The sequence below is a fragment of the Variovorax sp. GW822-FHT04A09 genome (assembly GCF_058801005.1).
The window spans coordinates 1751070-1774109 of sequence record NZ_JBXAMV010000001.1 but is presented as its reverse complement, the minus strand read 5'-3'; the positions used below and the strand labels follow the sequence as shown (position 1 = coordinate 1774109).

General features: G+C 68.7%; 22 protein-coding genes. 16 read left to right on the top strand and 6 right to left on the bottom strand.

Annotated features, from left to right (window positions below):
* Positions 1-6: 6 nt before the first annotated feature.
* Positions 7-1041: an AraC family transcriptional regulator gene (locus tag AC1RLW_RS08015; protein WP_139703804.1), complete on the bottom strand. Its 1035-nt coding sequence runs from the start codon at positions 1039-1041 to the stop codon at positions 7-9.
* A 139-nt stretch (positions 1042-1180) separates the two neighbouring features.
* Here AC1RLW_RS08015 and AC1RLW_RS08010 point away from each other — a divergent pair, with 139 nt between their 5' ends.
* From AC1RLW_RS08010 to AC1RLW_RS07985, 6 genes are read left to right on the top strand one after another with little or no spacing between them, the layout of a single operon-like run.
* Positions 1181-2743, top strand: coding sequence for a long-chain-fatty-acid--CoA ligase (locus tag AC1RLW_RS08010; protein WP_493192697.1), 1563 nt, complete (start codon positions 1181-1183; stop codon positions 2741-2743).
* A gap of 50 nt (positions 2744-2793) precedes the next feature.
* Complete coding sequence (locus AC1RLW_RS08005) at positions 2794-3978, top strand: lipid-transfer protein (RefSeq protein ID WP_493192696.1); 1185 nt, start codon at positions 2794-2796, stop codon at positions 3976-3978.
* A gap of 14 nt (positions 3979-3992) precedes the next feature.
* Positions 3993-4433, top strand: a complete 441-nt coding sequence (locus AC1RLW_RS08000; protein WP_493192695.1) for a MaoC family dehydratase N-terminal domain-containing protein — start codon at positions 3993-3995, stop codon at positions 4431-4433.
* A 14-nt stretch (positions 4434-4447) separates the two neighbouring features.
* Positions 4448-4867 carry a MaoC family dehydratase gene (locus AC1RLW_RS07995; protein ID WP_493192694.1) on the top strand — a complete coding sequence of 140 codons (420 nt, stop codon included), beginning with the start codon at positions 4448-4450 and terminating at the stop codon, positions 4865-4867.
* 37 nt (positions 4868-4904) lie between these two features.
* Complete coding sequence (locus AC1RLW_RS07990; protein WP_493192693.1) at positions 4905-5735, top strand: SDR family NAD(P)-dependent oxidoreductase; 831 nt, start codon at positions 4905-4907, stop codon at positions 5733-5735.
* A gap of 1 nt (position 5736) precedes the next feature.
* Complete coding sequence (locus AC1RLW_RS07985) at positions 5737-6525, top strand: enoyl-CoA hydratase/isomerase family protein (RefSeq protein WP_493192692.1); 789 nt, start codon at positions 5737-5739, stop codon at positions 6523-6525.
* Between the two features lie 21 nt (positions 6526-6546).
* On the opposite strand, the gene AC1RLW_RS07980 is transcribed toward AC1RLW_RS07985, so the two are convergent.
* Positions 6547-7464: a DUF2167 domain-containing protein gene (locus tag AC1RLW_RS07980; RefSeq protein WP_493192691.1), complete on the bottom strand. Its 918-nt coding sequence runs from the start codon at positions 7462-7464 to the stop codon at positions 6547-6549.
* An 80-nt stretch (positions 7465-7544) separates the two neighbouring features.
* Positions 7545-7967 carry a cupin domain-containing protein gene (locus tag AC1RLW_RS07975; RefSeq protein ID WP_062475795.1) on the bottom strand — a complete coding sequence of 141 codons (423 nt, stop codon included), beginning with the start codon at positions 7965-7967 and terminating at the stop codon, positions 7545-7547.
* Positions 7968-8073: 106 nt separating this feature from the next.
* Between AC1RLW_RS07975 and AC1RLW_RS07970 the strand changes: the two genes are divergently transcribed.
* The 10 genes from AC1RLW_RS07970 (at position 8074) to AC1RLW_RS07925 (ending at position 17413) form a co-directional block, all read left to right on the top strand.
* Positions 8074-8529 carry an ArsR/SmtB family transcription factor gene (locus AC1RLW_RS07970; RefSeq protein ID WP_493192690.1) on the top strand — a complete coding sequence of 152 codons (456 nt, stop codon included), beginning with the start codon at positions 8074-8076 and terminating at the stop codon, positions 8527-8529.
* A complete protein-coding gene (locus AC1RLW_RS07965) occupies positions 8439-8885 on the top strand; it encodes an SRPBCC family protein (protein ID WP_493193066.1) in 447 nt (148 codons plus the stop codon). Before AC1RLW_RS07970 ends, AC1RLW_RS07965 begins: the two co-directional genes overlap by 91 nt.
* Complete coding sequence (locus AC1RLW_RS07960; RefSeq protein WP_493192689.1) at positions 8882-10156, top strand: RNA polymerase sigma factor; 1275 nt, start codon at positions 8882-8884, stop codon at positions 10154-10156. The genes AC1RLW_RS07965 and AC1RLW_RS07960 overlap by 4 nt, the downstream gene beginning before the upstream one ends.
* 72 nt (positions 10157-10228) lie before the next feature.
* The gene (locus tag AC1RLW_RS07955; protein WP_139703818.1) at positions 10229-10609 is read left to right on the top strand and encodes a YciI family protein; all 381 of its coding nucleotides are present in this window, start codon (positions 10229-10231) and stop codon (positions 10607-10609) included.
* The gene (locus AC1RLW_RS07950; RefSeq protein ID WP_493192688.1) at positions 10606-10974 is read left to right on the top strand and encodes a YciI family protein; all 369 of its coding nucleotides are present in this window, start codon (positions 10606-10608) and stop codon (positions 10972-10974) included. The genes AC1RLW_RS07955 and AC1RLW_RS07950 overlap by 4 nt, the downstream gene beginning before the upstream one ends.
* Positions 10971-12563 (top strand): MFS transporter, encoded by a 1593-nt coding sequence (locus tag AC1RLW_RS07945; RefSeq protein WP_493192687.1) that lies wholly within the window; start codon positions 10971-10973, stop codon positions 12561-12563. The genes AC1RLW_RS07950 and AC1RLW_RS07945 overlap by 4 nt, the downstream gene beginning before the upstream one ends.
* Before the next feature lie 54 nt (positions 12564-12617).
* Entirely contained in the window at positions 12618-12803 is a 186-nt protein-coding gene (locus AC1RLW_RS07940) for a hypothetical protein (protein WP_062475744.1), read from the top strand.
* Between the two features lie 33 nt (positions 12804-12836).
* Positions 12837-13949, top strand: a complete 1113-nt coding sequence (aroC, locus tag AC1RLW_RS07935) for a chorismate synthase (protein ID WP_493192686.1) — start codon at positions 12837-12839, stop codon at positions 13947-13949.
* On the top strand, positions 13949-15142 hold the full coding sequence (locus tag AC1RLW_RS07930) for an MFS transporter (RefSeq protein ID WP_369647543.1): 1194 nt from the start codon (positions 13949-13951) through the stop codon (positions 15140-15142). Before aroC ends, AC1RLW_RS07930 begins: the two co-directional genes overlap by 1 nt.
* A 105-nt stretch (positions 15143-15247) precedes the next feature.
* Complete coding sequence (locus tag AC1RLW_RS07925; RefSeq protein WP_493192685.1) at positions 15248-17413, top strand: LamG-like jellyroll fold domain-containing protein; 2166 nt, start codon at positions 15248-15250, stop codon at positions 17411-17413.
* Positions 17414-17450: 37 nt separating this feature from the next.
* Here the strand turns inward: AC1RLW_RS07925 and AC1RLW_RS07920 are convergent, their stop codons facing one another.
* The 3 genes from AC1RLW_RS07920 to aspT (AC1RLW_RS07910) all read right to left on the bottom strand — a co-directional run bounded on the left by AC1RLW_RS07920 (position 17451) and on the right by aspT (AC1RLW_RS07910) (position 22588).
* The gene (locus tag AC1RLW_RS07920; protein ID WP_493192684.1) at positions 17451-19097 is read right to left on the bottom strand and encodes a bifunctional aspartate transaminase/aspartate 4-decarboxylase; all 1647 of its coding nucleotides are present in this window, start codon (positions 19095-19097) and stop codon (positions 17451-17453) included.
* A gap of 55 nt (positions 19098-19152) precedes the next feature.
* Positions 19153-20841 (bottom strand): aspartate-alanine antiporter, encoded by a 1689-nt coding sequence (aspT, locus tag AC1RLW_RS07915; protein WP_493192683.1) that lies wholly within the window; start codon positions 20839-20841, stop codon positions 19153-19155.
* A 73-nt stretch (positions 20842-20914) separates the two neighbouring features.
* Positions 20915-22588 carry an aspartate-alanine antiporter gene (gene aspT, locus AC1RLW_RS07910; protein ID WP_493192682.1) on the bottom strand — a complete coding sequence of 558 codons (1674 nt, stop codon included), beginning with the start codon at positions 22586-22588 and terminating at the stop codon, positions 20915-20917.
* Positions 22589-23040 lie beyond the last annotated feature (452 nt).

Sequence of the window (23040 nt, the reverse complement as noted above, 5' to 3'; positions counted from 1 at the left end):
GTAGCTTCAGGCCTCGGGGTCGGGTCCAGGCCGCCGCCGGTACGACCCCGGCGCCCCGCCGGTCCAGGTCTTGAATGCGCGCTGGAACGCCGCGCTGTCCGAAAAGCCCAGCTCCTCGGCCAGCGCCGCCAGCGGCACGGTGCTGGTGTTCAGGCGCACGATGGCCACGTCGCGCCGCAGCTGGTCCTTGAGCGACTGGAACGAGGTGCCCTCGGTGGCCAGGTGGCGCTGCAGCGTGCTCACCGACATGTGCAGGCTGCGCGCGGCCGTGGCCAGGTCGGCCCAGGCCGGGCGGTGCTGCTGCAGCACGGTGCGCACGCGCGCGCTCACGGCCAGCTCGCCCAGCGGCGGCAGGATCACGTGGGCCGGCGCGGCGGCCAGAAAGTCGCGCATGGCCCGCGCGTCGCGGCGGATCGGCGTGGCCAGCGCGCTGGCGTCGAACCACACGGCCGACAGCGGCTGGCCGAACTGCAGCGGCGCGGGAAACACCTTGTTGTAGCGCGCCGCGTAGGGCGGCTGCTCGAAGCCGAAGTCGAAGCGACGCGCCGTCAGCCGGCCGCCGTGCAGCCAGGCAAAGAGCCGCCAGTACACGCGCAGCATCAGCTCGTGCAGGAAGTTCAGCGGCGCGCTCGGCATGCCCTGCACCCGCAGGCCGAAGCCCGCAAGCGGCCCTTCGTGCAGCAGCACCATCTCGAGGTCGTCCTGCAGCAGGCTGAAGGTGCGGGCCACGCGCCGCAGCGCCACTTCGAGCGTGGGGGCACCCATCGTGGCGCGGGTCATGAGCGCGAAGCTGCCGCAGCGCAGGCGGCGCGACAGGAAGCACAGGGCCTCGTCGTCCAGCCGCTCCATCAGCAGCGCGAACAGCGCCACGTACTGCTCGGCCGTGACGCGCGCGCCCGGCGCGTCGAGCAGGGCGGGGGCGATGCCGGCGTCCTGCAGCGCGGTGTCGATGCAGATCGGCGCGTCGTCGCCGCGCGCGCGCACGCCCGAGAGCATGCCCTGGACGAACACGATCGGGATGGTGACGGGCGGTTGCAGCATGCGTGAGCGGATCAGATCCGGTGGCGGCGCGGGTGTCGATTGAGGTTTTCTGCCATGCGGGCGATGCGAAGCGCAATCGCCGCGGCACGGCGCGGTTTCTACCATGCGCCTACACAAGAACCGAACGGAGACAACCGCCATGTACCTGACCCAGTCGCTGCACCGCAGCGTGCAGCAGCACCCCGACCGGATCGCCGTGCGCGCCGCCGGCCGCACCCTGAGCTTTCGCGCCTATGCCGAGCGGGTCGCGCGCCTGGCGGGCGCCCTGCAGGGGCTCGGCATGCAGCCGGGCGACCGCGTCGCCATGCTGGCGCTCAATTCGGCGCGCTACCTCGAATACCAGATGGCCGTGCCCTGGGGCGGCGGCGTGCTCAACCCCTGCAACATCCGCTGGTCGGCGGCCGAAATCCTGTACTCGCTCGACGACTCGGGCTCCACGCTGCTGCTGGTGGACGACACCTTCCGCGCGGTGGTCGAGCAGATGCGCGGGCAGGCGAGCAGCCTGCGCGAGGTGATCTACTGCGGCGACGGCCCGACGCCGCCCGGCATGCTCGGCTACGAGGCGCTGCTGGAGGCCGCCTCGCCCGTGCCCGACGCCGGCCGCTGCGACGACGACCTGGCGGGCATCTTCTACACCGGTGGTACCACCGGCTTTCCCAAGGGCGTGATGCTGAGCCACACCAACATGGGCAGCTCGGGGCTGGCCCTGCATGCCGAAGGCCTGGCCGCGCCCGACGGCTGCTACCTGCATGCCGCGCCGATGTTCCACCTGGCCGACATGGGCCTGGCCGCGCCGCACTGGCTGGAGGGCAACACGCACGCGATCATTCCGGCCTTCAGCCCCGAGGCGGTGCTGAACGCCATCGAGAACGACCGTGTCACGCACGCGCTGCTGGTGCCCACCATGATCCAGATGCTGGTCGACCATCCGGCGATGCGCGAGCCGCGCGACCTCAGCAGCCTGAAGTGCATCACCTACGGCGCTTCGCCGATCTCGGAGGCGGTGCTGACCCGCGCGATGGCGGCCTTCCCGGGCGTGGACTTCGTGCAGGCCTACGGCATGACTGAGCTGTCGCCGCTGGCCACCGTCAACCCGGCGCGCAACCACACGGCCGAAGGCCAGCGCCGGGGAAAGCTGCGCTCGGCGGGCCGCGCCAGCTACTGCACCGAGGTGCGCATCGTCGACGCCGAGGGCAACGAAGTGCCGCGCGGCACCGTGGGCGAGGTCGCGGTGCGCGGCCCCAACGTGATGCAGGGCTACTGGAACCAGCCCGCGCAGACGGCCGCGGCCGTGCGTGGCGGCTGGATGCACACGGGCGACGGCGCGTACATGGACGACGACGGCTACATCTTCGTGGTCGACCGCCTGAAGGACATGATCATCAGCGGCGGCGAGAACATCTATTCGGCCGAGGTCGAGAACGCCATCAACCAGCATCCGGCCGTGGCGGCCTGCGCGGTCATCGGCATCCCCAGCGAGGAGTGGGGCGAAGCCGTGCATGCGGTGCTCGTGCTCAAGCCGGGCCAGCAGCAGCTGGCGGCCGACGCGCTCATCGCGCATTGCAAGGCGCTGATCGCCAACTACAAATGCCCGCGCAGCGTGGCGGTGGTCGAGGCGCTGCCGCTGTCGGGTGCGGGCAAGGTGCTCAAGACCTGCCTGCGCGAACCGTTTTGGCAAGGGCGCCAACGAAGCGTAGCCTGAGCCCTGTGCCTCTTCCTCTTTCACTCGTTCATTCACTTCAGGAGCCCCTCATGAGCCAGGATGTCCACGTTGTCGGTGTCGGCATGATCCCCTTCACCAAGCCGGGCGCGAACCAGCCCTACCCGCAGATGGCCGCACACGCCACCAATGCCGCGCTGAAAGACGCCGGCATCGGCTATGAGCTGGTGCAGCAGGCCTACGTCGGCTACGTGTACGGCGATTCCACCGCCGGCCAGCGCGCGCTCTACGAAGTCGGTATGACCGGCATTCCGGTCGTCAACGTCAACAACAACTGCTCCACCGGCTCGACCGCGCTGTTCCTGGCGCGCCAGGCCGTGGCCAGCGGCGCGGCCGACTGCGTGCTGGCACTGGGCTTCGAGCACATGAGCCCCGGCGCGCTGGGTGCGGTGTTCAACGACCGCCCGAGCCCGTTCGACCACTTCGAATCGATCACCGACGAGCTGGTCGGCAACGAGCAGGTGCCGTTGGCGCTGCGCTACTTCGGCGGCGCGGGCCTGGCCCACATGCAGCAGTACGGCACGCAGATGTCGACCTTCGCGAAGATCCGCGCCAAGGCCAGCCGCCATGCATCGAACAACCCGGTGGCGCTGTTTCGCACCGTCGTCACCGAAGACGAGGTGATGGCTGCGCCCGTCATGTGGCCCGGCGTGATGACGCGGCTCATGGCCTGCCCACCGACCTGCGGCGCCGCAGCCGCCATCGTCTGCTCGCCGCGCTTCGCCGAACGCCACGGGCTGGACCGCAGCGTGCGCATCAAGGCCCAGGCCATGACCACCGACCGCGCCATCACCTTCGAGGCGCGTGACATGCGCGAGGTGGTCGGCTTCAGCATGGCGCAGGAAGCCGCGCAGAAGGTCTACGACGCGGCCGGTGTCGGCCCGCAGGACATCAACGTGGTCGAACTGCACGACTGCTTCGCGCACAACGAGCTCATCAGCTACGAGGCGCTGGGCCTGTGCCCGGTCGGCGGCGCGGAGAAGTTCGTGGTCGACGGCGACAACACCTACGGCGGCAAGGTCGTCACCAACCCCTCGGGCGGCCTGCTGTCGAAGGGCCATCCGCTGGGCGCCACGGGTCTTGCGCAATGCACGGAGCTGGTCCAGCAGCTGCGCGGCACGGCGGACAAACGGCAGGTCGAAGGCGCGCGGATGGCGCTGCAGCACAACCTCGGGTTGGGCGGCGCCTGCGTGGTCACGCTGTACGAACGCGTCTGAGGGCAGGGCCACCCATGATCGACAAGAAATGGATCGGCCATGAGCTGTCCGCCTCGGTGCTGCCCATCGAGCGCACCCGGCTGCAGTTCTTCGCCAAGGCCATCGGCGAGACCGACCCGGTCTACACCGACGCCGCTGCGGCGCGCGACGCCGGCTACCCCGACCTGCCGGCACCGCCCACCTTCCTGTTCGCCGCCGAGCTGGACTCGGGCGCTTCGGACCAGTTGCTCACCGACCTGCAGATTCCGTTGTCGAAGCTGCTGCACGGCGAGCAGAGCTTCAGCTACCACCGCCCCGCCTGCGTGGGCGACACGGTGACGGTGCGTTCCACCATCAGCGACATCTACGACAAGAAGAACGGCGCACTCGAATTCGTCGTGAAGACCTCGCGCGCCACCAACCAGCGCGACGAACTCGTGGCCGAGCTGCGCACAGTGATCGTCTGCCGTCATTGAGGAAACGAGCATCCATGGCCTCCATCACCTACGACACCGTCCAGGTCGGCGACGAACTTCCCGCGCTGCAACTCCCGCCGGTGAACCGCACCACGCTCGCGCTCTTCGCGGGCGCTTCGGGCGATCACAACCCGATCCACATCGACACCGACTTCGCGCGCAAGGCCGGCATGCCCGACGTGTTCGCGCAGGGCATGCTGGGCATGGCCTGGCTCGGCCGGCTGCTCACGCAGTGGGTGCCGCAGGCGCAGCTGCGCCGCTTCGACGTGCGCTTCCAGGGCATCACGCACCTGGGCCATGCCGTGCGCTGCACCGGTCGCGTGGTCGAGAAGCTGGAGCTGGGCGGCGAACGCTGCGTGCGCGTGGAAGTGCTCAGCGCCAACCAACACGGCCAGACGCGCATCGCGGGCGAAGCCCTGGTGGCGCTGCGCTGACCCCTTGAACGAACGAATGAAAGAAGAGAGAAGAGACATGACACCCAAACTCGAAGGCAAGGTCGCCCTCATCACCGGCTCGGGCCGCGGCATCGGCCGTGCGATCGCACTGAAGCTGGCCTGCGAAGGCGCACGCGTCGTCGTCAACGACCTCGACGCCGAACCGGCCGAAGAGACCGTGCAGGCCATCCGCGCCGCGGGCGGGCAGGCCGTGGCCTGCGTCGGCAGCGTGTCGGCGCCGGACTTCGCCGAGCGCTTCGTGGGCACGGCGGTGAACGAGTTCAAGGGCCTGGACATCATCGTCAACAACGCTGGCTACACCTGGGACAGCGTGGTGCAGAAGATGACCGACGAGCAGTGGTACGCCATGATCGACGTGCACCTGACGGCGCCGTTTCGCATCCTGCGCGCCGCGCAGCCCGTGATCCGCGCGCTGGCCAAGGCCGAGGGCGAAGCGGGCCGGCGCGTGGTGCGCAAGGTGGTCAACATCTCGTCGGTGGCCGGGCTCTTCGGCAATGCGGGGCAGGCCAACTATTCGACCGCCAAGGCTGGCATCGTCGGCATGACGCAGACGCTGGCCAAGGAGTGGGGCCGCATGAACGTCACGGTGAACTGCGTGGCCTTCGGCTTCATCCAGACGCGGCTCACGGCCAGCACGGCCGAGGCCACCACAGCGAACATCGAGGGGCGCGAGATCAAGGTCGGCGTCAATCCCGGCCTGCTGGCGATGATGGAACAGTCGATCCCGCTGGGCCGCGGCGGCACGCCCGAAGAAGCGGCCGGCGCGGTGTACCTGCTGTGTGCGCCCGAGTCGGACTACGTGAGCGGCCAGACGCTCATGTGCACCGGCGGGCTCACGGGGATCTGAGATGCAGTTCGAAGAAGGCATTGCCTGGGGCGTGCAAGACGGCATCGGCCGCATCGTGCTGAAGCGGCCCGAACGCGCCAACTCGGTGTCGCTCGCAAGCAGCCGCGCGCTGGCGCGGGCCATCGACGAAGTGCTCGAAGCGGCACCGCGCGCCATCCTGCTGACAGGCGAGGGCCGCGTGTTCTGCGCGGGCGGCGACATCGACAGTTTCGTGGCGGCGGGCGACAAGCTGCCCGAACTGGTCGACGCCATCCTCGACCGGCTGCATCCCGCACTGCTGCGGCTGGCCCAGAACCCGGCGCCGCTGGTGGTGGCGGTGAACGGCACGGTGGGCGGCGCCGGCGTGGGGCTGGCGCTGTGCGGCGACTTCGTGCTCGCCACCGAGTCGATGAAGCTGCGCACGGGCTACGCGGCCATCGGGCTGTCGCCGGACGCGGGGAGTTCGTATTTCCTGTCGCGGCGCGTCGGGCCGGTGCGCGCGCAGCAATGGCTGATGCTGAGCGACCCGATCGACAGCGCGTGCTGCCTGGCGGCGGGCGCGGTCGATGCGCTGTACCCGGACACCGAGCTGGCGGCGGCTGCCGAAGCGCTGGTGACACGGCTGGCGAACGGTGCCACCGCATCGTTCGCGGGCATCAAGGCGCTGTGCGGCGGTGCCACCGCGCGCCCGATCGAAGAGCACTTCGAGATGGAACACCGCCTGCTGCGCCGACGCGCGGGCAGCGCGGATGGGCGCGAAGGCGTGAAGGCCTTCACCGAGAAGCGTGCGCCGCGCTTCTCGGGCCGCTGAGCGCGGCGGGCTGCTGCAGGCTCAGCTCTTCTTCTTGAAGAGCTTCGTGAGGCCCCACAGCGCGGCACCGCCCGCCACCACGGCGACCTTCGCGAACTTGGCCAGGAAGGCGAGGGCGACCGCGAACAGGCCCAGCTTCTTCGCGGCCGCGCCGGCCACCAGCGCGGCCAGGCCGTAGGCGGCGACCTTGTCGGTGGACGAATTGAAGTCCGCGTACTTCTTGCCGTCGTCGTACTGCAGCGCGCCGAGCAGCTTGGTGGCGTCGGGCTTGTACTTCTCGAGGTCGTTCGCGTTGGTGATGAGGTTCAGGCTCAGGTAGCCCTCGCGGCCCAGCGCGTAGGTGTTGTAGTTGACGCCGGGGTTGCCGCCGTCGCTGCCCTTCTTCTTCGACAGGGCCGACCACACCAGCCGGTGCGTCGCGGCGTCGTACTGCGGCTTCTGCGCCCAGCCCGTGACCTCGATGCCCGGGATGCCGCGCTTGGCGCGTTCCTCGTTCGCGGCCTCGGTGCCTTCCTTCAGGCTCGTGAGCAGTTCGTCGGCGTTCCAGTCCTTGGCGTCGTCGTCCTTGATGTAGCCCTCTTTCACGAACTTCACGACCGCCATCCAGTCGCCGTCGTCGGCGGGGAAGATGGCGCCGATGAAGGTGTCGTCGGTGCGGTTGCCCATGCTGCGCATGAGCTGCGCGGCGGCGGGTGTGGGCACCCAGACGTAGCCCGCGGGCAGCTTCAGGTGGGCCTGGTCGCGCAGCGTGATGTCGGCGGGGCCGGCTTTCTGCACGGCCTTGGCGGCCTTGAAGGCGGCTTCCTGCTCGGCTTCGAGCGAGCTCGCGGTCGAGGCTGTGGAAGCGGTGGTGGGGGATGCGGCGTTGCTGAGGTTGGTGGCCGTCAGGGCGCACGCGAACAGCAAGCCGGCCGTCAGGCGGGCAGTATGAATACGCAAGTTCTCTCTCCTCGGTTGTTGTCGTTTCTGGTGAGACGCGAGGAGTTTATCGGCGCGCGAAGCCGCGCCGGCCGTGGGTTTCAGGGCCAGGGCGTGGGCGGCGGAATCTCGCACACGGGCTCGACGTCGATGCTCTTGAAGTCGGCCGGTGAGACGATTTCCAGGTACTCCATGTCGGGCGAGTAGTCGAAGAGAAAGTGGCGGATGCCGGGGCGCTGGTGCACCACGTCGCCTGCTTCGACGCGCGTCTCCTTGTCCTCGTACATGAAGCGGGCCCAGCCCTTGAGCATGATGACGATCTGGAAGTCCGCCTCGTGGCGGTGCCAGCCGGTGCCCGCTTCCGGTGCCATGTTGGCCTTGACCAGGTGCGCGATCACCTTGCCGTGCGTGGCGGCCGCAATGCCGAGGTCGCGGTACAGGAAGAAGTCTCGCAATCCGCCCGAGACGTACTCGGTGTCACCGGGCTTGACGTGGGAGAACTGGGTGGCGGTTCGGTCCAGCATGGGCGCTCCTTCGCGGGGGATGATGCTGCGATGCAGCATGCATAAACCGTTCCTGCGCACGGCCCATTGCTTGACGGCTCACGGGCCGCTTCAGATACTCAACCGCATGGTTCACTCAGATGCCCTGGACGCCGTGTTTGCGGCCCTGTCCGACCCGACCCGCCGCAGCGTGCTCGAAGCGCTGGGCGAGGGCGGCCTCAGCGTGACCGAGCTCGCCGAACCGCATGGCATGTCGCTGACCGGCTTCATGAAGCACCTGCGCGTGCTCGAAGGCGCCGGCCTCATCTCGCGCACGAAGGCGGGCCGCGTCGTGCGCTGCGAGCTGTCGGCGGGCCCGATGCAGGAGGCTGCCGTGTGGCTCTCGCGCTACGAGAAGTTCTGGACCGGCCGCCTCGATGCACTGGCGCGCTTTCTCTATCACCAGGAGGACACCGAATGGCGAAACCTTCCCCCGGCCCCACCACCAACCCCATCACCGAGCGCCCCTCGCTCACGCTCCGCCGGCACTTCCGCGTCAGCCCCGCCAAAGTCTGGCGCGCGTGGACCGACCCGCAAGCGCTGAAGCACTGGTTCGGCCCCGAGGAAATCGTCGACGTGCCGCTGGCCGAGGTCGACCTGCGCGTGGGCGGGCGCTTTCGCGTGACCATGTTGGCGGCCGACGGCGAGACGCACGACGTGAGCGGCACGTACCTCGAGGTCGTGCCCGAGCGCAAGCTGGTCTTCAGCTGGGCCTGGCGCAGCACGCCCGAGCGCGAGTCGCGTGTCACCGTGCAACTCGAACCCGATGCGGGCGGCTGCGAGCTCGTGCTCATGCACCAGCAGTTCTTCGACGAAGCGGCGCGCGACGGCCACAACCACGGCTGGACCGGCTCGCTCGTCAAGCTCGAGAGTTGGTTGCTCGCCGGCGACACCGGGTGACGGCACAACCGACGGCCATCGCCGACACGCTCGACGCGATCTACCGCACCGAGTCGCGCCGCATCTTCGCCACGCTGGTGCGCCTGCTGGGCGATTTCGACCTGGCCGAAGAAGCCTTGCACGACGCCTTTCGCGCCGCGCTCGAACAATGGCCGCGCGAAGGCGTGCCGGCCAATCCGCGCGCCTGGCTGGTGTCGGCGGGGCGCTTCAAATCGATCGACGGCATCCGCCGGCAGGCGCGCTTCACCGCGTGGGACGACGCCACCGCCCACACCGACACGCTGGCCGACCCCGCGCCCGCCTGGCACGAAGCCGACCCCGATGCCGACGCGCTCGAGGACGACCGCCTGCGCCTGGTCTTCACCTGCTGCCACCCCGCGCTCGCGCCCGACGCCCAGGTGGCACTCACGCTGCGCGAGGTCTGCGGGCTGGCGACCGAGGAGATCGCGCGCGCCTTTCTCGTGCCCGCGCCCACCATCGCGCAGCGCATCGTGCGGGCCAAGGCGCGCATCCGCGATGCGGGCATTCCGTACCAGGTGCCGGGCCTGGCCGAGCTGCCCGAACGGCTCGACGCGGTGCTGCGCGTGGTGTACCTCGTGTTCAACGAAGGCTACGCAGCCTCGTCGGGCCAGAGCGTGACGCGCGCCGACCTCTCGGCCGAGGCGATCCGGCTCGGGCGCTTGGTGGCCGAACTGCTGCCCGACCCCGAGGCGCTGGGCCTGCTCGCGCTGATGCTGCTGCACGACGCGCGCCGCGCCGCGCGCACCTCGGCGCAGGGCGAACTCGTGCTGCTCGACGCGCAGGACCGCAGCCTGTGGCACCGTGGGCAGATCGGGGAGGGCGCGGCGCTGGTCGAGCGCGCGCTGCTGTCGCGCCGCTTCGGTCCGTACACCTTGCAGGCCGCCATCGCTGCGGTGCATGCTGAAGCGGCCGAGGCCGCCGCCACCGACTGGCCGCAGATCGTCGGCCTGTACGACGTGCTGCTGCGGCTCGACCCCTCGCCCGTGGCCGAACTCAACCGCGCGGCGGCCGTGGCGATGCGCGACGGGCCGGCTGCGGGGCTCGCGCTGATCGACGCGCTGCTCGCGCGCGGCGAGCTGGCGAAGTACCACCTGGCGCACGGCGCGCGCGCCGAACTGTGTCGGCGCCTGGGCCGCACCGACGACGCGCGTGAGGCTTATCTGCAGGCACTGTCGCTGGTCCGCCAGCAGCCCGAGCGGCAGTTCCTGGAGCGGCAGCTGGCCTCGCTGCCGGACACGAAAAATTTTTGACAGCCCTTGTCGATTCCGGCCGTCGCCGTTCGACCAGTGGTGTCCCCACTCACATCTGCAAGGAGATTCCGCATGAAATACCTCTGCCTCGTTCACTGCGACGAAGCGGTGCTTCGCGCGCTGCCGCCCGACGAGCGCCGTGCGCTCAATGCCGACTCGATGGCCTACGACCGCCTGCTCGAAGCCGCCGGCCACTTCATCGCCGCCGAGGCGCTGAGCCCGGTGCGCGCCGCCAAGGTCGTGCAGGTGCGCCAGGGCCAGCGCTCGCACGTCGACGGCCCCTATGCCGAAGCGCGCGAGCAACTGTGCGGCTTCATCCTGGTCGAGGCGCGCGACCTGAACGCCGCGATCCAGCTGGCGGGCCGAATTCCGATGGCGCGCTATGGCGCCATCGAGGTGCGTCCCATCGACGTCATGGAAATGATCGAAAACCCCGAGGGGAATGCCGCATGAGATACCTTTGCCTGATCTACGGAACCGACGCGCAGACGAGCCACTTCTCGGCGCAGGACATGGACCACTACATCAACGAACACATCGACTACGACGCCCACCTGCAGGCGCTCGGCAAGCTCGTCGTGGCCGAGGCGCTGCAGCCGGCCGGCACGGCGGTCACGGTGCGCATGCGCAACGACAAGCTCTCGGTCACCGACGGGCCGTTCGCCGAAACCAGCGAGCAGTTGGGCGGCTTCTACCTCGTCGAAGCCGACAGCGAAGAAGAAGCGCTGCAGCTCGCGGCCGGCATTCCCTCGGCGCGCTTGAGCAGCATCGAGGTGCGCAAGGCCCGGTCGGCAAGCGACAGCGGAGCCGGCCCATGAGCGGCGCACCCGACCGGGCGGCACCCGCCCGCGCCACGGCGCGCGAATGGACCGGGCTGGCGGTCATCGCGTTGCCGTGCATGCTCTATTCGATGGACCTCACGGTGCTGAACCTGGCGATCCCGTCGATCAGCGAGGACCTCAAGCCCACCGCCTCGCAGCTGCTGTGGATCGTCGATATCTACGGCTTCTTCGTGGCCGGCCTGCTGGTCACCATGGGCACGCTGGGCGACCGCATCGGGCGGCGCCGGCTGCTGCTGATCGGCGCGGTGGCGTTCGGCGTGGCCTCGGTGCTCGCGGCCTTCTCGACCAGCGCCAACATGCTGATCGCCACGCGCGCGCTGCTGGGCGTGGCGGGGGCGACGCTGGCGCCGTCCACGCTCTCGCTGATCCGCAACATGTTCCTCGACCCGGCGCAGCGCACCGTGGCCATCGGCGTGTGGATCTCCAGCTACTCGGCCGGCGCGGTCATCGGCCCGGTGCTGGGCGGCGTGCTGCTGCAGTTCTTTCCGTGGGGCTCGGTGTTCCTCATCGGCGTGCCGGTGATGGTGCTGCTGTTGGCGCTCGGCCCTTGGCTGCTGCCCGAGTACCGCGACCCCGACGCGGGCGCGCTCGACCTGGCCAGCGTGGCGCTCTCGCTGGGCGCGGTGCTGGCGGCCATCTACGGCATCAAGCAGGTGGCCGAGCACGGGCCCGACGCGGTGTCGCTGCTGGCCATCGCGGCCGGAGCGCTGCTGGGCTGGCTGTTCGCGCGCCGGCAGGGGCGGCTGGCCAACCCGATGATCGACCTGCGCCTGTTCAAGCTGCCGGCCTTCAGCGTCTCGCTGGGGGCCTACATGCTGGCCTGCTTCGTGATGTTCGGGCTCTTTCTGTACAACGCGCAGTACCTGCAGCTGGTGCTGGGCCTGCCGCCGCTGGCGGCGGGCCTGTGGAGCATGCCGGGCGCCGGCGCCTTCATCGTCGGCTCGATGATCGTGCCCGCGCTCACGCGGCGCCTGTGCCCGGCCTACGTGATGGGCGGCGGGCTGGGCGTGGCGGCGCTGGGCTTCGGCATGCTGGTGCTGCTGCCCGCGCAGGGCGGGCTGGCCTGGATGGTGACGAGCGCGGTCATCTCTTCGCTCGGCCTGGCGCCGGTGTTCACGCTGGCCACCGACCTGGTCGTGGGCAGCGCGCCGCCCGAGCGCGCGGGCGTGGCCTCGGCCATCTCGGAGACCAGCTCCGAGTTCGGCGGGGCGCTGGGCATCGCCATCCTCGGCAGCGTCGGCGCGGCGATCTACCGGGCGGCCATGGCCGACGCCGTGCCGGCCGGGCTGGCCGGGCTGGCCGGTGCCGCGGCGGTTGAAGCCGCCCGCAGCACGCTGGGCGGAGCAGTCGCGCTGGCCGGGGAACTGCCCGGTACCACGGGCGCCGCACTGCTCGACGCAGGGCGCGACGCGCTGCTGCGCGCCCTGCGGCTGGTGGCCGGCCTGTGCGCCGTGGTGCTGCTGTTCGTCGGCGTGCTGGTGGCGGTGCGGCTGCGCGGCGTGGGCGCGTCGCATGCGGAAGAGGTCGCCGCACCCCCGGGCGGCGCCGCATTGCCGGAGCGTTGACGAGCCTCCATACTGGGGCTTCCACGACGCACCCCACGACCGAACGGAGGCCCCATGAGCAACGAACTGCGCAAGAAGCTGCATGACCTGGCGGAACTGTCCGACAGCACCTCCGACCCGCAGACCAAGGCCATCGTCGAGGCGATCCGGCTGCAGACGGCGGTGTTGAACGAGCGGCTGTTCAGCATCGAGCTGCAGCTCGGCGCGCTCGCCAAGCGCATGGAAAACACCACCGACTGAGTCGGCTGCCGCTTTGTGGGGATAATCCCCGCCATGAGCGGCAACACCTTCGGAACTCTCTTCGCGGTCACCAATTTTGGCGAGTCGCACGGCCCGGCCATCGGCTGCGTGATCGACGGCTGCCCCCCGGGCATGGCCCTCAGCGAGGCCGACATCCAGGGCGACCTCGACCGCCGGCGCCCCGGCACCAGCCGCCACGTCACCCAGCGCAACGAGCCCGACGCGGTGCAGATCCTGTCCGGCGTGTACGAAGGCAAGACCACCGGCACGCCCATCGCGCTGCTGATCCAGAACACCGACCAGCGCAGCAAGGACTACGGGCAGATCGCCCAGCAGTTCCGCCCCGGCCACGCCGACTTCACCTACTGGAAGAAATACGGCATTCGCGATCCGCGCGGCGGCGGGCGCTCCTCGGCACGCCTCACCGCGCCCATGGTCGCGGCCGGCGCCGTCGCCAAGAAGTGGCTGGCCGAAAAATACGGGATGGTGTTCCGCGGCTGCATGACGCAGATCGGCGAGATCGCCATTCCCTTCGAGAGCTGGGACCACGTCCCCAACAACCCCTTCTTCGCCCCCATCGCCGACGTGAGCGCGCTGGAAGACTACATGGACCGCCTGCGCAAGGCCGGTGATTCGTGCGGCGCGCGTATCCGCGTCACCGCCACCAACGTGCCCGTGGGCCTGGGCGAGCCGCTGTTCGACAAGCTCGACGCCGAGATCGCCTACGCCATGATGGGCATCAACGCGGTGAAGGCCGTGGAAATCGGCGCCGGCTTCGACAGCGTCACCCAGCGCGGCACCACGCATGGCGACTCGATCACGCCGACCGGTTTCCTCAGCAACAACGCCGGCGGCATTTTGGGCGGCATCAGCTCGGGGCAAGACCTCGAGGTGAGCATCGCGATCAAGCCCACCAGCTCGATCATCAGCCCGCGCCAGTCCATCGATGTGAACAACAACCCCGTCGAGGTCATCACCAAGGGCCGCCACGACCCCTGCGTGGGCATCCGCGCCACGCCCATCGCCGAAGCCATGCTCGCGCTGGTGGTGATGGAGCACGTGCTGCGCAACCGCGCGCAGTGCGGCGACGTGAACCCACCCGCTGAGAAGAGCGAAGCTGCGTCGCCGCAGTCGTCTTTCCTGTAGTGTCTGCCGCGCCACCTGTGGCCGCCGGGCGCGGCCACCTGTTGGCGTTCGCTGGCCTGTCGGCCAGCTACTTCGCGCACATCGGTTTCTTCAACCCTTACCTGCCGCTGTGGCTCAAGGACCTGGGCCTGCCGATCTTCACGATCAGCCTGCTGGCCTCGGTGCAATCGATCACGCGCGTCTTCGCGCCCTATGCCTGGGGCGCGCTCAGCGACCACACCGGCCAGCGCGTGAAGCTGCTGCGCTTCAGCGCCGCGGTGGCGCTGGCCAGCTCCTTCGGGCTGTGGTGGCACGGCGGCGCCTGGTGGCTCGCGCTGGTGCTGCTCGTGATGTTCACGCACACCAGCTCGATGATGTCGCTCACCGAAGCGGCCATGGCGCAGATCGTCGCGGGCGACTGGGGCCGCTACGGGCGCATCCGCCTGTGCGGCTCGGCCGGTTTCCTGGTCACCGTGTTCGTCGCGGGCGAGTGGTTCGAGCGCTTCGGCATGAAGCACTTTCCGTACTGGGCCGCCGGCACGCTGGCCGTGGTGTTGCTCGCGACCATGAAGCTGCCCGACCTGCGCGAGCCGCCGGCCGCGCACGACGCCGTGAAGGAGCCCATCGGCCCCGTGCTGCGCATTCCCGCCGTGCGCTGGTTCTTCGCGTCGCTGTTCTTCCAGGTGATGTCGCACTTCTCGGTGTACGCGTTCTTCTCGCTGTACCTCGATTCGATCGGCTACGGCAAGAGCACCATCGGCCTCTTGTGGGCGCTGTCGGTGGTGGCCGAGATCGTCTGGTTCTTCCTGCAGGGCCGGCTCATCGGCCTGTTGCCGATGCCGCGCTGGATGCTGGTGTGCGGCATCGCGGGCGTGGCGCGGCTCGGCCTCACGGCCGGGCTCGGCGGCTTCATCGCGGCGCTGGTCATCGCGCAGTGGCTGCATGCGCTGAGCTTCGCGGCGCACCACACGGCCTGCATCGCCGTGGTGTCGCGCCGCTTCCCCGGCCACCTGCGCGGACGCGGGCAGGCGCTGTTCACGGTGATCGGCTACGGCTTCGGCGGCGTGCTGGGCGTGCTGCTCGGCGGGGCGGTGGCACAGGAGCTGGGCTACCGCACGATGTTCGCGCTGGCGGCGTTGCTGGCGGTGGCGGGGACGCTGTGTGCGTGGCGGATGGTGGTGCTCGAGCCGTCGGGGCGCGTGGCCAAGGCCTGAGCCGGGTTCAGGGGAGGGCGCTTCGGGGGCGAAGTGTCATGGGCCGTACATGACCGAGTCATGGCCGCGACCTACGCTGGGTGCTTCCCAACGTTTTCTCTTGTCATGTCCGATTCCGTCGATCCGCGCGGCGCACGCGCGCTTGCGCTTTCCCCGTCTTCTTCTTCCCCCTCCGCTCCCGACACCGAACGCGTCCCGCCACGCCGGCAGATGCTCAAGCTCGGCGCCTCCCTGCTCACCGTCGGCGGCAGCAGCGCCCTCATCGCCGCCTGCGGCGGTGGTGGCGGCGGCAGCGCCGGCTTTGGCCCGCTGCCGGCCCCCGCACCGGCGCCCAACCCGCCCGCGCCGGAACCCGTCGTGAGCAAGCGTTCGAGCTTCGCGCTGGCCGTGATGCCCGACACCCAGTTCTACGCGCGCTACGCCACCGCCGCCGAGAGCGACCAGTACGACAAGCGCTTCGGCAGCGCGCCCTTCGCGGCGCAGACGAAGTGGATCGCTGCCAACGCCAAGGCACTGCATATTCCCTTCACCATCCACCTCGGCGACGTGGTCGACCAGGTCGGCAAGCCCGACCAATGGAAGGTGGCCGATGCCGCCATGAAGGTGCTCGAAGACGCGAAGCTGCCCTACAGCGTGCTGGCCGGCAACCACGACGTGCTGAACGACGTCGACTACGGCGTCGACCCCGTCAACGGCACCGATGCCGCCCGCAACCTGGCCGCCGAGCCCTACCTGCAGTGGTTCGGCACCGAGCGCGCGAAGAAGCAGGCCACCTTCGGCGCGCGCGACACCAGCGGCTTCCACGAGTACCACGTGTTCGAGGCGCAGGGCCAGAAGTTCATGGTGCTGTCGCTGTCGTGGCGCGTGTCCGACGCGGGCATCGCGTGGGCGCGGCAGGTGATCGCGAAGAACCCGACGCTGCCCGTGATCCTGGTCAACCACCAGCTGCTCAACATCGCGCCCGACGGCACCAGCCCGCTGGAAACCGACTACGGCAAGATGCTGTGGGAGAAGCTGATCCGCGACAACGACCAGATCTTCATGACGCTCAACGGCCACCACCACGGCGCCGCGCACCTCACGAAGACCAACGACTTCGGCCACAAGGTCGAGGAGATGGTGGTCGACTACCAGATGGCCTACCAGGGCGGCAACGGCCTGATGCGCCTGTACGAGTTCGACCTGACGAACAAGCAGATCAAGGTGCTGTCGTTCTCGCCCTGGGTGCCGCAAAAGCCCGCCGCCACGCTGAACGCCTTCGACCAGGCCGTGCTCACCACGCCCAACGAGGCCTTCACCATCGAGATGGATTTCGCGCAGCGCTTCGCCGGCTTCAACAAGGGCTTTGCCGCGGGCGAGGCCACGGTCGAGCAGTCGTTGGTCGAGCAGGCGAAGGCGCTGATCCTGGCCAACTACAAGGACCCCGAAGCCACCGTGCAGCGGCCCGCCGCCGATGCGGAGGACTACCCCAAGGTCGCGAACACGTTGGCGCACTGGCGCTTCGTCGGCGGTGCGGTGAACCAGCCGGTGCTGCCGGGCACCGTGATCGCGGACGTGACGGGCGTGAACCCGCTGCGCCGCGATGCCCTGAACCAGAGCGTCATCCGCAATGCAGCCGACGGCGACATCATCTGGACGGACGACCGCCACCGCCTCTCTGCCGCGCCGGGCTCGGTGCGCTTCCTGAACACCAACAGGAACGAACCGCCTCGGATGAGCTACTTCCTCACTGACGCGGCAGCGCCGATCAATGCGCACACGCTGGATCAAGGCTACACGGTCGAAGCCTTCGTGAAGATCGACAAGGCCTGGACCAGCGAGAACCACAAGTGGATGAACATCATGACGCGCGACGGCCTCAGCGGGAAACTGCCCGGTTTCCTGGGTGACGCCGAGGCGCCGCCGATGCTGTTCGCCATTTCGAGCCTGCGCGAAGTGCAATGGGAGGTCGTGCCGAGTCCGGCGGGAACGCCCCGGGCCAAGACCAACTGGTCGGGCGAGGTCATTGCCGACCGCTGGGTGCACATCGCGATCGTCAATGACCCGGTGTCGCACGACACCACGATGTACGTCGAAGGCGCGCCGGTGTTGCGTAACGCCGCGGCGGCGCAGGGCCTGGCTTCGGTCTCGGCCACCTCGCAATGGGTGGTGGGCGGCGGCTCCTGGAATGGTGCGCGCGCCGACGGCTTCTTCGGCCACATCGGCGAGGTGCGCGTGGTGGCCTCGGCCCTGGCGCCGTCGCAGTGGCTGACGGCGCGCAGGGCGGGCTGAGCGCCCTGCGAGGTCGGTAGGTAGCCCGGGAGAAGGGCTACTTCTTCTTCCCGGCCTTCGCCGGCTTGCCCTTGGCGGGGGCGGCACCCTTGCCGCTCCCGCCGGTCTCCTTCTCGAACACCGCAAAGTACTCCGAAGCCATCTTGCGCAGCGAGCGCCCGATGTTCGCGTAGTCGTACTCGTTGAGGTTGGCCAGCGACACGCGCCCCGAGGGGTGCTTGCCGCCGAAGCCGCGACCGGGCAGCAGCACGATGCTGGTTTCGGCTGCGATGCGGAACAGCGCTTCGTTCGGCTGCAGCTTGGTGAGAATCCACTTGCCGAAGCGCTCGCCGTGCATCTGCGTGGCGATGTCCTGCAGGTCGAGCAGGTGGTAGTAGCTCACCGAGTTCGGGTCGGGCGGCAGGGGCAGGCCCAGCTCGCGGTACAGCGCCTCCTTGCGGCGCGAGACGATGTGCTTCATCGACTTCTTGTAGGTCTCGCCCTCGTCCATGAGGCAGAACAGCGAGAACATCACCATCTGCGCCTGCACGGGCGTGGAGAGGCCGGCTGTGTGGTTCAGCGCCACGGTGCGGCTGTCGGCCACGAGGCGGTCGATGAACTTCAGCTTGCGCGGCTCGGTGGTGATGGAGCTGTAGCGCGCGTCGAGTTCCTTGCGCTTGGCCTCGGGCAGGGCGGCGATCTTGCGGTCGAGGATGTTGTCCTCGTGCGTGGCGACCACGCCCATGCGCCAGCCGGTGGCGCCGAAGTACTTCGAGAACGAATACACCAGGATGGTGTTCTGCGGGCAGATCGCGAACAGCGACAGGAAGTTGTCGGCGAAGGTGCCGTACACGTCGTCCGTGAGGATGATGAGGTCGGGCCGCTGCTTCACGATGTCGGCGATGTAGCCCAGCACCTCGTCGCTGATCTTCACCGAGGGCGGGTTGCTCGGGTTGCACAGGAAGAAGGCCTTGACCTTCGGGTCGAGCAGCTTCTGCAGCTCCTTCTTGGTGAACTGCCAGTTGTTTTCCGGCGGCGCATCGATCAGTGCTTCGATGAGCTGGTAGTCGTTCAGGTGCGGGATCTCGATGTAGGGCGTGAAGATCGGCATGCCCAGCGCGATGGTGTCGCCGGGCGACAGCAGGTGGTTCTCGCGCAGGCTGTTGAACAGGTAGGTCATGGCGGCGGTGCCGCCTTCCACCGCGTACATGTCGAACTTGCCCACGAAGGGGTGGGTGCCGATCATTTCCTTGTGGATGTACTGGCCCACGACGATCTCGGTCAGGCGCAGCATGCGGTCGGGCACCGGGTAGTTGCAGCCCAGGATGGCCTCGCACATCTCGTAGATGAAGTCGCCGGCCGACAGGCCCAGCTGGTCGCGCACGTAGGACACGGCGGCCTCGATGAAGCGCACGCCGGGCTCGCCCTCGTGCGACTTGGCGAAGAGCTCGAAGCGCGCCTCGATGCCCTCGCGCTGCGGAAAGCCGCCCACGTCGGCCATGTAGATGTACGAGCGCTCGGCCTCGGTCATCGCGAACAGACCGAACTGGAAGAAGCCGTGGCGCGGGGTGGTGGCCAGGAAGTTCGGGTTGCCGCGGCCGGCGTTGAGCATGAGGCGGTCACTCTGTCGTGCGACCTGGATCAGCGCATCCTTCAGTTCGAACGGGCTCAGGCCGCCCAGCTTTTTCACGTCGCCGAAATCCATGGAGTACTCCTTGGTTGATAAAAAGAAAGAAGAAAGAAAAGGGAAGGCGCGATGCTCAGACCAGCGCCACGATCAGCGGCCCCAGCAGCGTGAGGAACACGTTGGCCAGCGCATAGGTGATGGCGAAGGGCACGGTGGGAATGGCGTTCTCGGCCTTGCCCAGCACTTCGCCGAAGGCCGGGTTGGCGCTGCGCGAGCCGCTCAGCGCACCCGCGAAGACGGCCGTGTTGTCGTAGCGCAGCACGTAGCGCCCGAACAGCATCGTGAGGATCATCGGTACCAGCGTGACGACCACGCCGACGCCGAAGATGGTCAGGCCCAGTTCCTTGATGGTCTGCACGGCCTGCAGGCCCGACGTCAGGCCGACCACGACCACGAAGCCCGCCAGGCCCAGGTCTTTCAGCAGCTGCACCGCGCTGGGCGGCAGCGCGCCGAAGGTCTGCTTCTTCGCGCGGTACCAGCCGAACAGCAGGCCCGACAGCAGCGCGCCGCCGCCGGCGCCGAGCGTCAGCGGAATGGCGCCGATCTTCACGCTCAGCAGGCCGACCAGCAGGCCCACCACCAGGCCCGCGCCCAGGTACACGAAGTCGGTCTTGGCGCTGGGCACGATCACGTCGCCGACGAGGGAGGCGACGCGCTTCACGTCCTGCTCGGCGCCGAAGATCGACACCAGGTCGCCCACCTGCACCACGGTGTCGGGCTTCATCGGCAGCACCTGGCCCATGCGACTGAGCTGCACCACGAAGATGCCGTGGCGCACGCCGCCGGCGGTGGCCTGGCGGATCTGGTCGACGGTCTTGCCGCCGAAGTCCTTGTTGGTGAGCACGATCTCGCGCTTGTTCAGCGTCAGCTCCATGCCGTCGACGGCGTCGACCTCCTTGCCCAGCAGCGGCGCGCTCGCCACCACGGCATCGCGCCGGCCCACGGTGAGCACGTAGTCGCCCTGGCGCAGCACGAGCGTGGGGCTGACCTCGACGAACTTGCCGTCGCGCTTCACGCGCTCGATGGTGATGGTGGTGGCCGGGTTGGCGTTCTCGATGTCGGCCACCGTGCGCTGCGGGTCGGTCGTGAGCTGGTAGATGCGCCCGACCAGCGAGGGCGCGGCTTCTTCCTGGTCGGGGCCGAGCACCTTCACGCCGGCCTGCATCGCGGTCTCGGCCGCGATCGCGTCGTCGCGGATGCTGCGGCCCATGAGCTTGGGCAGGATGTTGACGCACACGATGATCGCGCCGAACGAGCCGAACACGTAGGTCACGGCGTAGCCGATGGCCACGTTGCCCTGCAGCCGCGCGGTCTCGGCCGCGGCGAGGCCGAGCTTGCCGATGGCGTCGCCCGCGGTGCCGATGATGGCGCTCTGCGTGAGGCCGCCGGCCGCCACGCCCGCCGCCAGGCCCTTGTCGAGCCCGAACAGCTTGGCCATGACCACCACCGTGGCCAGGCCCGTGGCCGCCATCACGGCGGCCAGGATGATCTCCTTGATCGATTGCTTGCCCAGCGAGCTGAAGAACTGCGGACCGCTCTCGAAGCCCACGGCGTAGATGAACAGCGCGAACAGCACGGCCTTCACGCCGCCGTCGATCTGCACGCCGACCTGGCTCACGATCACCGCCACCAGCAGCGAGCCGGCGACGCCGCCGAGCTGGAACTTGCCGAACTTGATCTTGCCGATCCAGTAGCCGACAGCCAGCGAGAGGAAGAGCGCCATTTCGGGCGACTTCTTGAAGAGTTCATGCAGCCATTCCATAGGGGAAGTCCTTTCAGTGCATCAATGAGAAGAAGAGAGAAGAAAAGGGCGTGGAGCGTCTCGGGTCGTTGTCTTATTTCGCGTGCTGCACCAGTCCGGCCAGGGCCACGATGAGCGGGCCCATCAGCGGCAGCACGACGTTCGAGATGGCGTAGGTGATCGTGTAGCCCAGCAGCGGCGTGGCGTTGCCCGCGGCGTTCTGCACGGCGCTGAGCGCGGGCGTGCTGCACTGCTGGCCGGCGATGGCGCCCAGCAGCACCGGTGCTTCGAGCTTGAGCAGGCGGTGGCCGACGAACAGCGAGATGCTGGCCGGCACCACCGCGACGGCGATGCCCACCAGCGGCAGCGCAACGCCGAACTTCTGGACCAGCGCCAGCGCCTGCGGCCCCGAGGCCAGGCCCACGCAGGCGATGAAGGTGGCCAGGCCCAGGTCCTTCATGAGCGCCAGCGCGTCGGCCGGCACGCTCAGGCGGTGCGGGTGCTTCGACTGGTACCAGCCGAAGGCCAGCCCCGTGAGCAGTGCGCCGCCGCCGGTGCCGAGCGAAAACGGAATGCCGCCGAGCTTCGCGCTGAAGCTGCCGATGAACACGCCCAGCAGGATGCCCGCGGCGGCGAAGCTGATGTTGCTGCGCGTGGAGGCGATCACGCGGTCGCCGACCTGCGCGATGGCGCTCGCCACCTCGGGCGCGGGGCCGTAGAGCTGGAGCACGTCGCCGCGCTGCAGCGTGAGGTCGTTCACGAGCGGCATGGCGTGGCCGTCGCGCGCCACGCCCACCACCTGCACGGCGGACGGCAACTCGTTTTCCAGCATGCGCAGCCCGCGGCCGAACCACTCGCGGCGGTTGGCGACGACCTCGGTGGTCTCGACCACGGTGTCGAAGGCGGTGGTGTCGGCGAACTCGCGGCCCAGCAGCTCGCCCACGTTGACGAGCGCGCTGCGCCGGCCGATGGCCAGCACCTGGTCGCCCACGCGCAAGTGCAGCCCGGGCTCGACCGCGAGGCTCTGGCCGTCGCGCACCACGCGCTCGATGCTGGCCTGGCGCCCGAGGATCGCCGTGAGCTCGCCGACCGAGCGGCCGCGTCCCACGGTGACGCGGAACACGCGCCCGACCATTTCGGGCGTGGCGCTGGCGGCGTCCGGGTCGTCGGCGCCGCCGCCCATGGTCTTCCAGAGCTTGTCGGCTTCGGCGCGCAGGTTCACGCGCAGCAGCAGCGGAAACACCTGGCTCGTGACCACCACGATGGCGATCAGCCCGAACACGTAGGTGATGGAGTAGGCCGTGACCACGTTGGCCTGCAGCTGCGCGATCTCGGCGGCCGAAAGCGACAGCTTCGAGATCGCGTCGGTCGCCGTGCCCACCACCGCCGATTCGGTGGCCGCGCCGGCCATCAGCCCGGCGGCCGTGCCGCGGTCGAGCGACAGCAGCACCGTGGCGCCGAGCACCAGCGCGAGCACCACCACCACCTCGACCAGGCACAGCAGGCCCAGCCGCAGGCCCTTGGCGTCGAGGTTGGCAAAGAACTGCGGACCGCCCGCGTAGCCGAGCGCAAAGATGAAGAGCATGAAGAACACGTTCTTCACGCTGTCGTCGAGCCGGATGCCCAGTTGGCCGACCACCAGCGCGGCAATCAGCGTGCCGCAGATGCCGCCCAGCTGGATCGGGCCGAAACGGATCTGGCCCACCGCGTAGCCAATGCACAGCACCAGAAACAATGCGATCTCCGGACTGTTTCTGAGTATTTCCACAAGGTGGCCGAACATGTGCCGCGATCCCTCCGGGTTATTTCTTCATTCGAGCGGGTCGGCGGATCGCAACGAAAAAAGGAGCACTGCATCCATTGGCATCAACGGCTGGCGAGTGGTGGGGCTCCAGCGAAAACTTTATTTTTCGTTTTGCGAATTGCCGATTCTTTGCATCTTCGATGACGATAAATCAACATCCATGACAATTGTCAAAATCAGAAAAGAATTGAGCGAGCGGCAATAGAAACGAGGCCGTTTGAATTACAAATTACGCGCTGCACGGAATCCTCCGTCGCAGTCAGCTCTGACCGCACGAACCTGTCCGGCCTCGGGTTTCCGATAACTCAAGTTGCTTGATTTAGTCGGTCGACTGCTCGATAGTCCCCCTCGTCCGAATGCCTTCCCGCTCGTTGGCGGGTGGTCATCCGGTTCCATAGCAAGTACGGCAGGCGCTG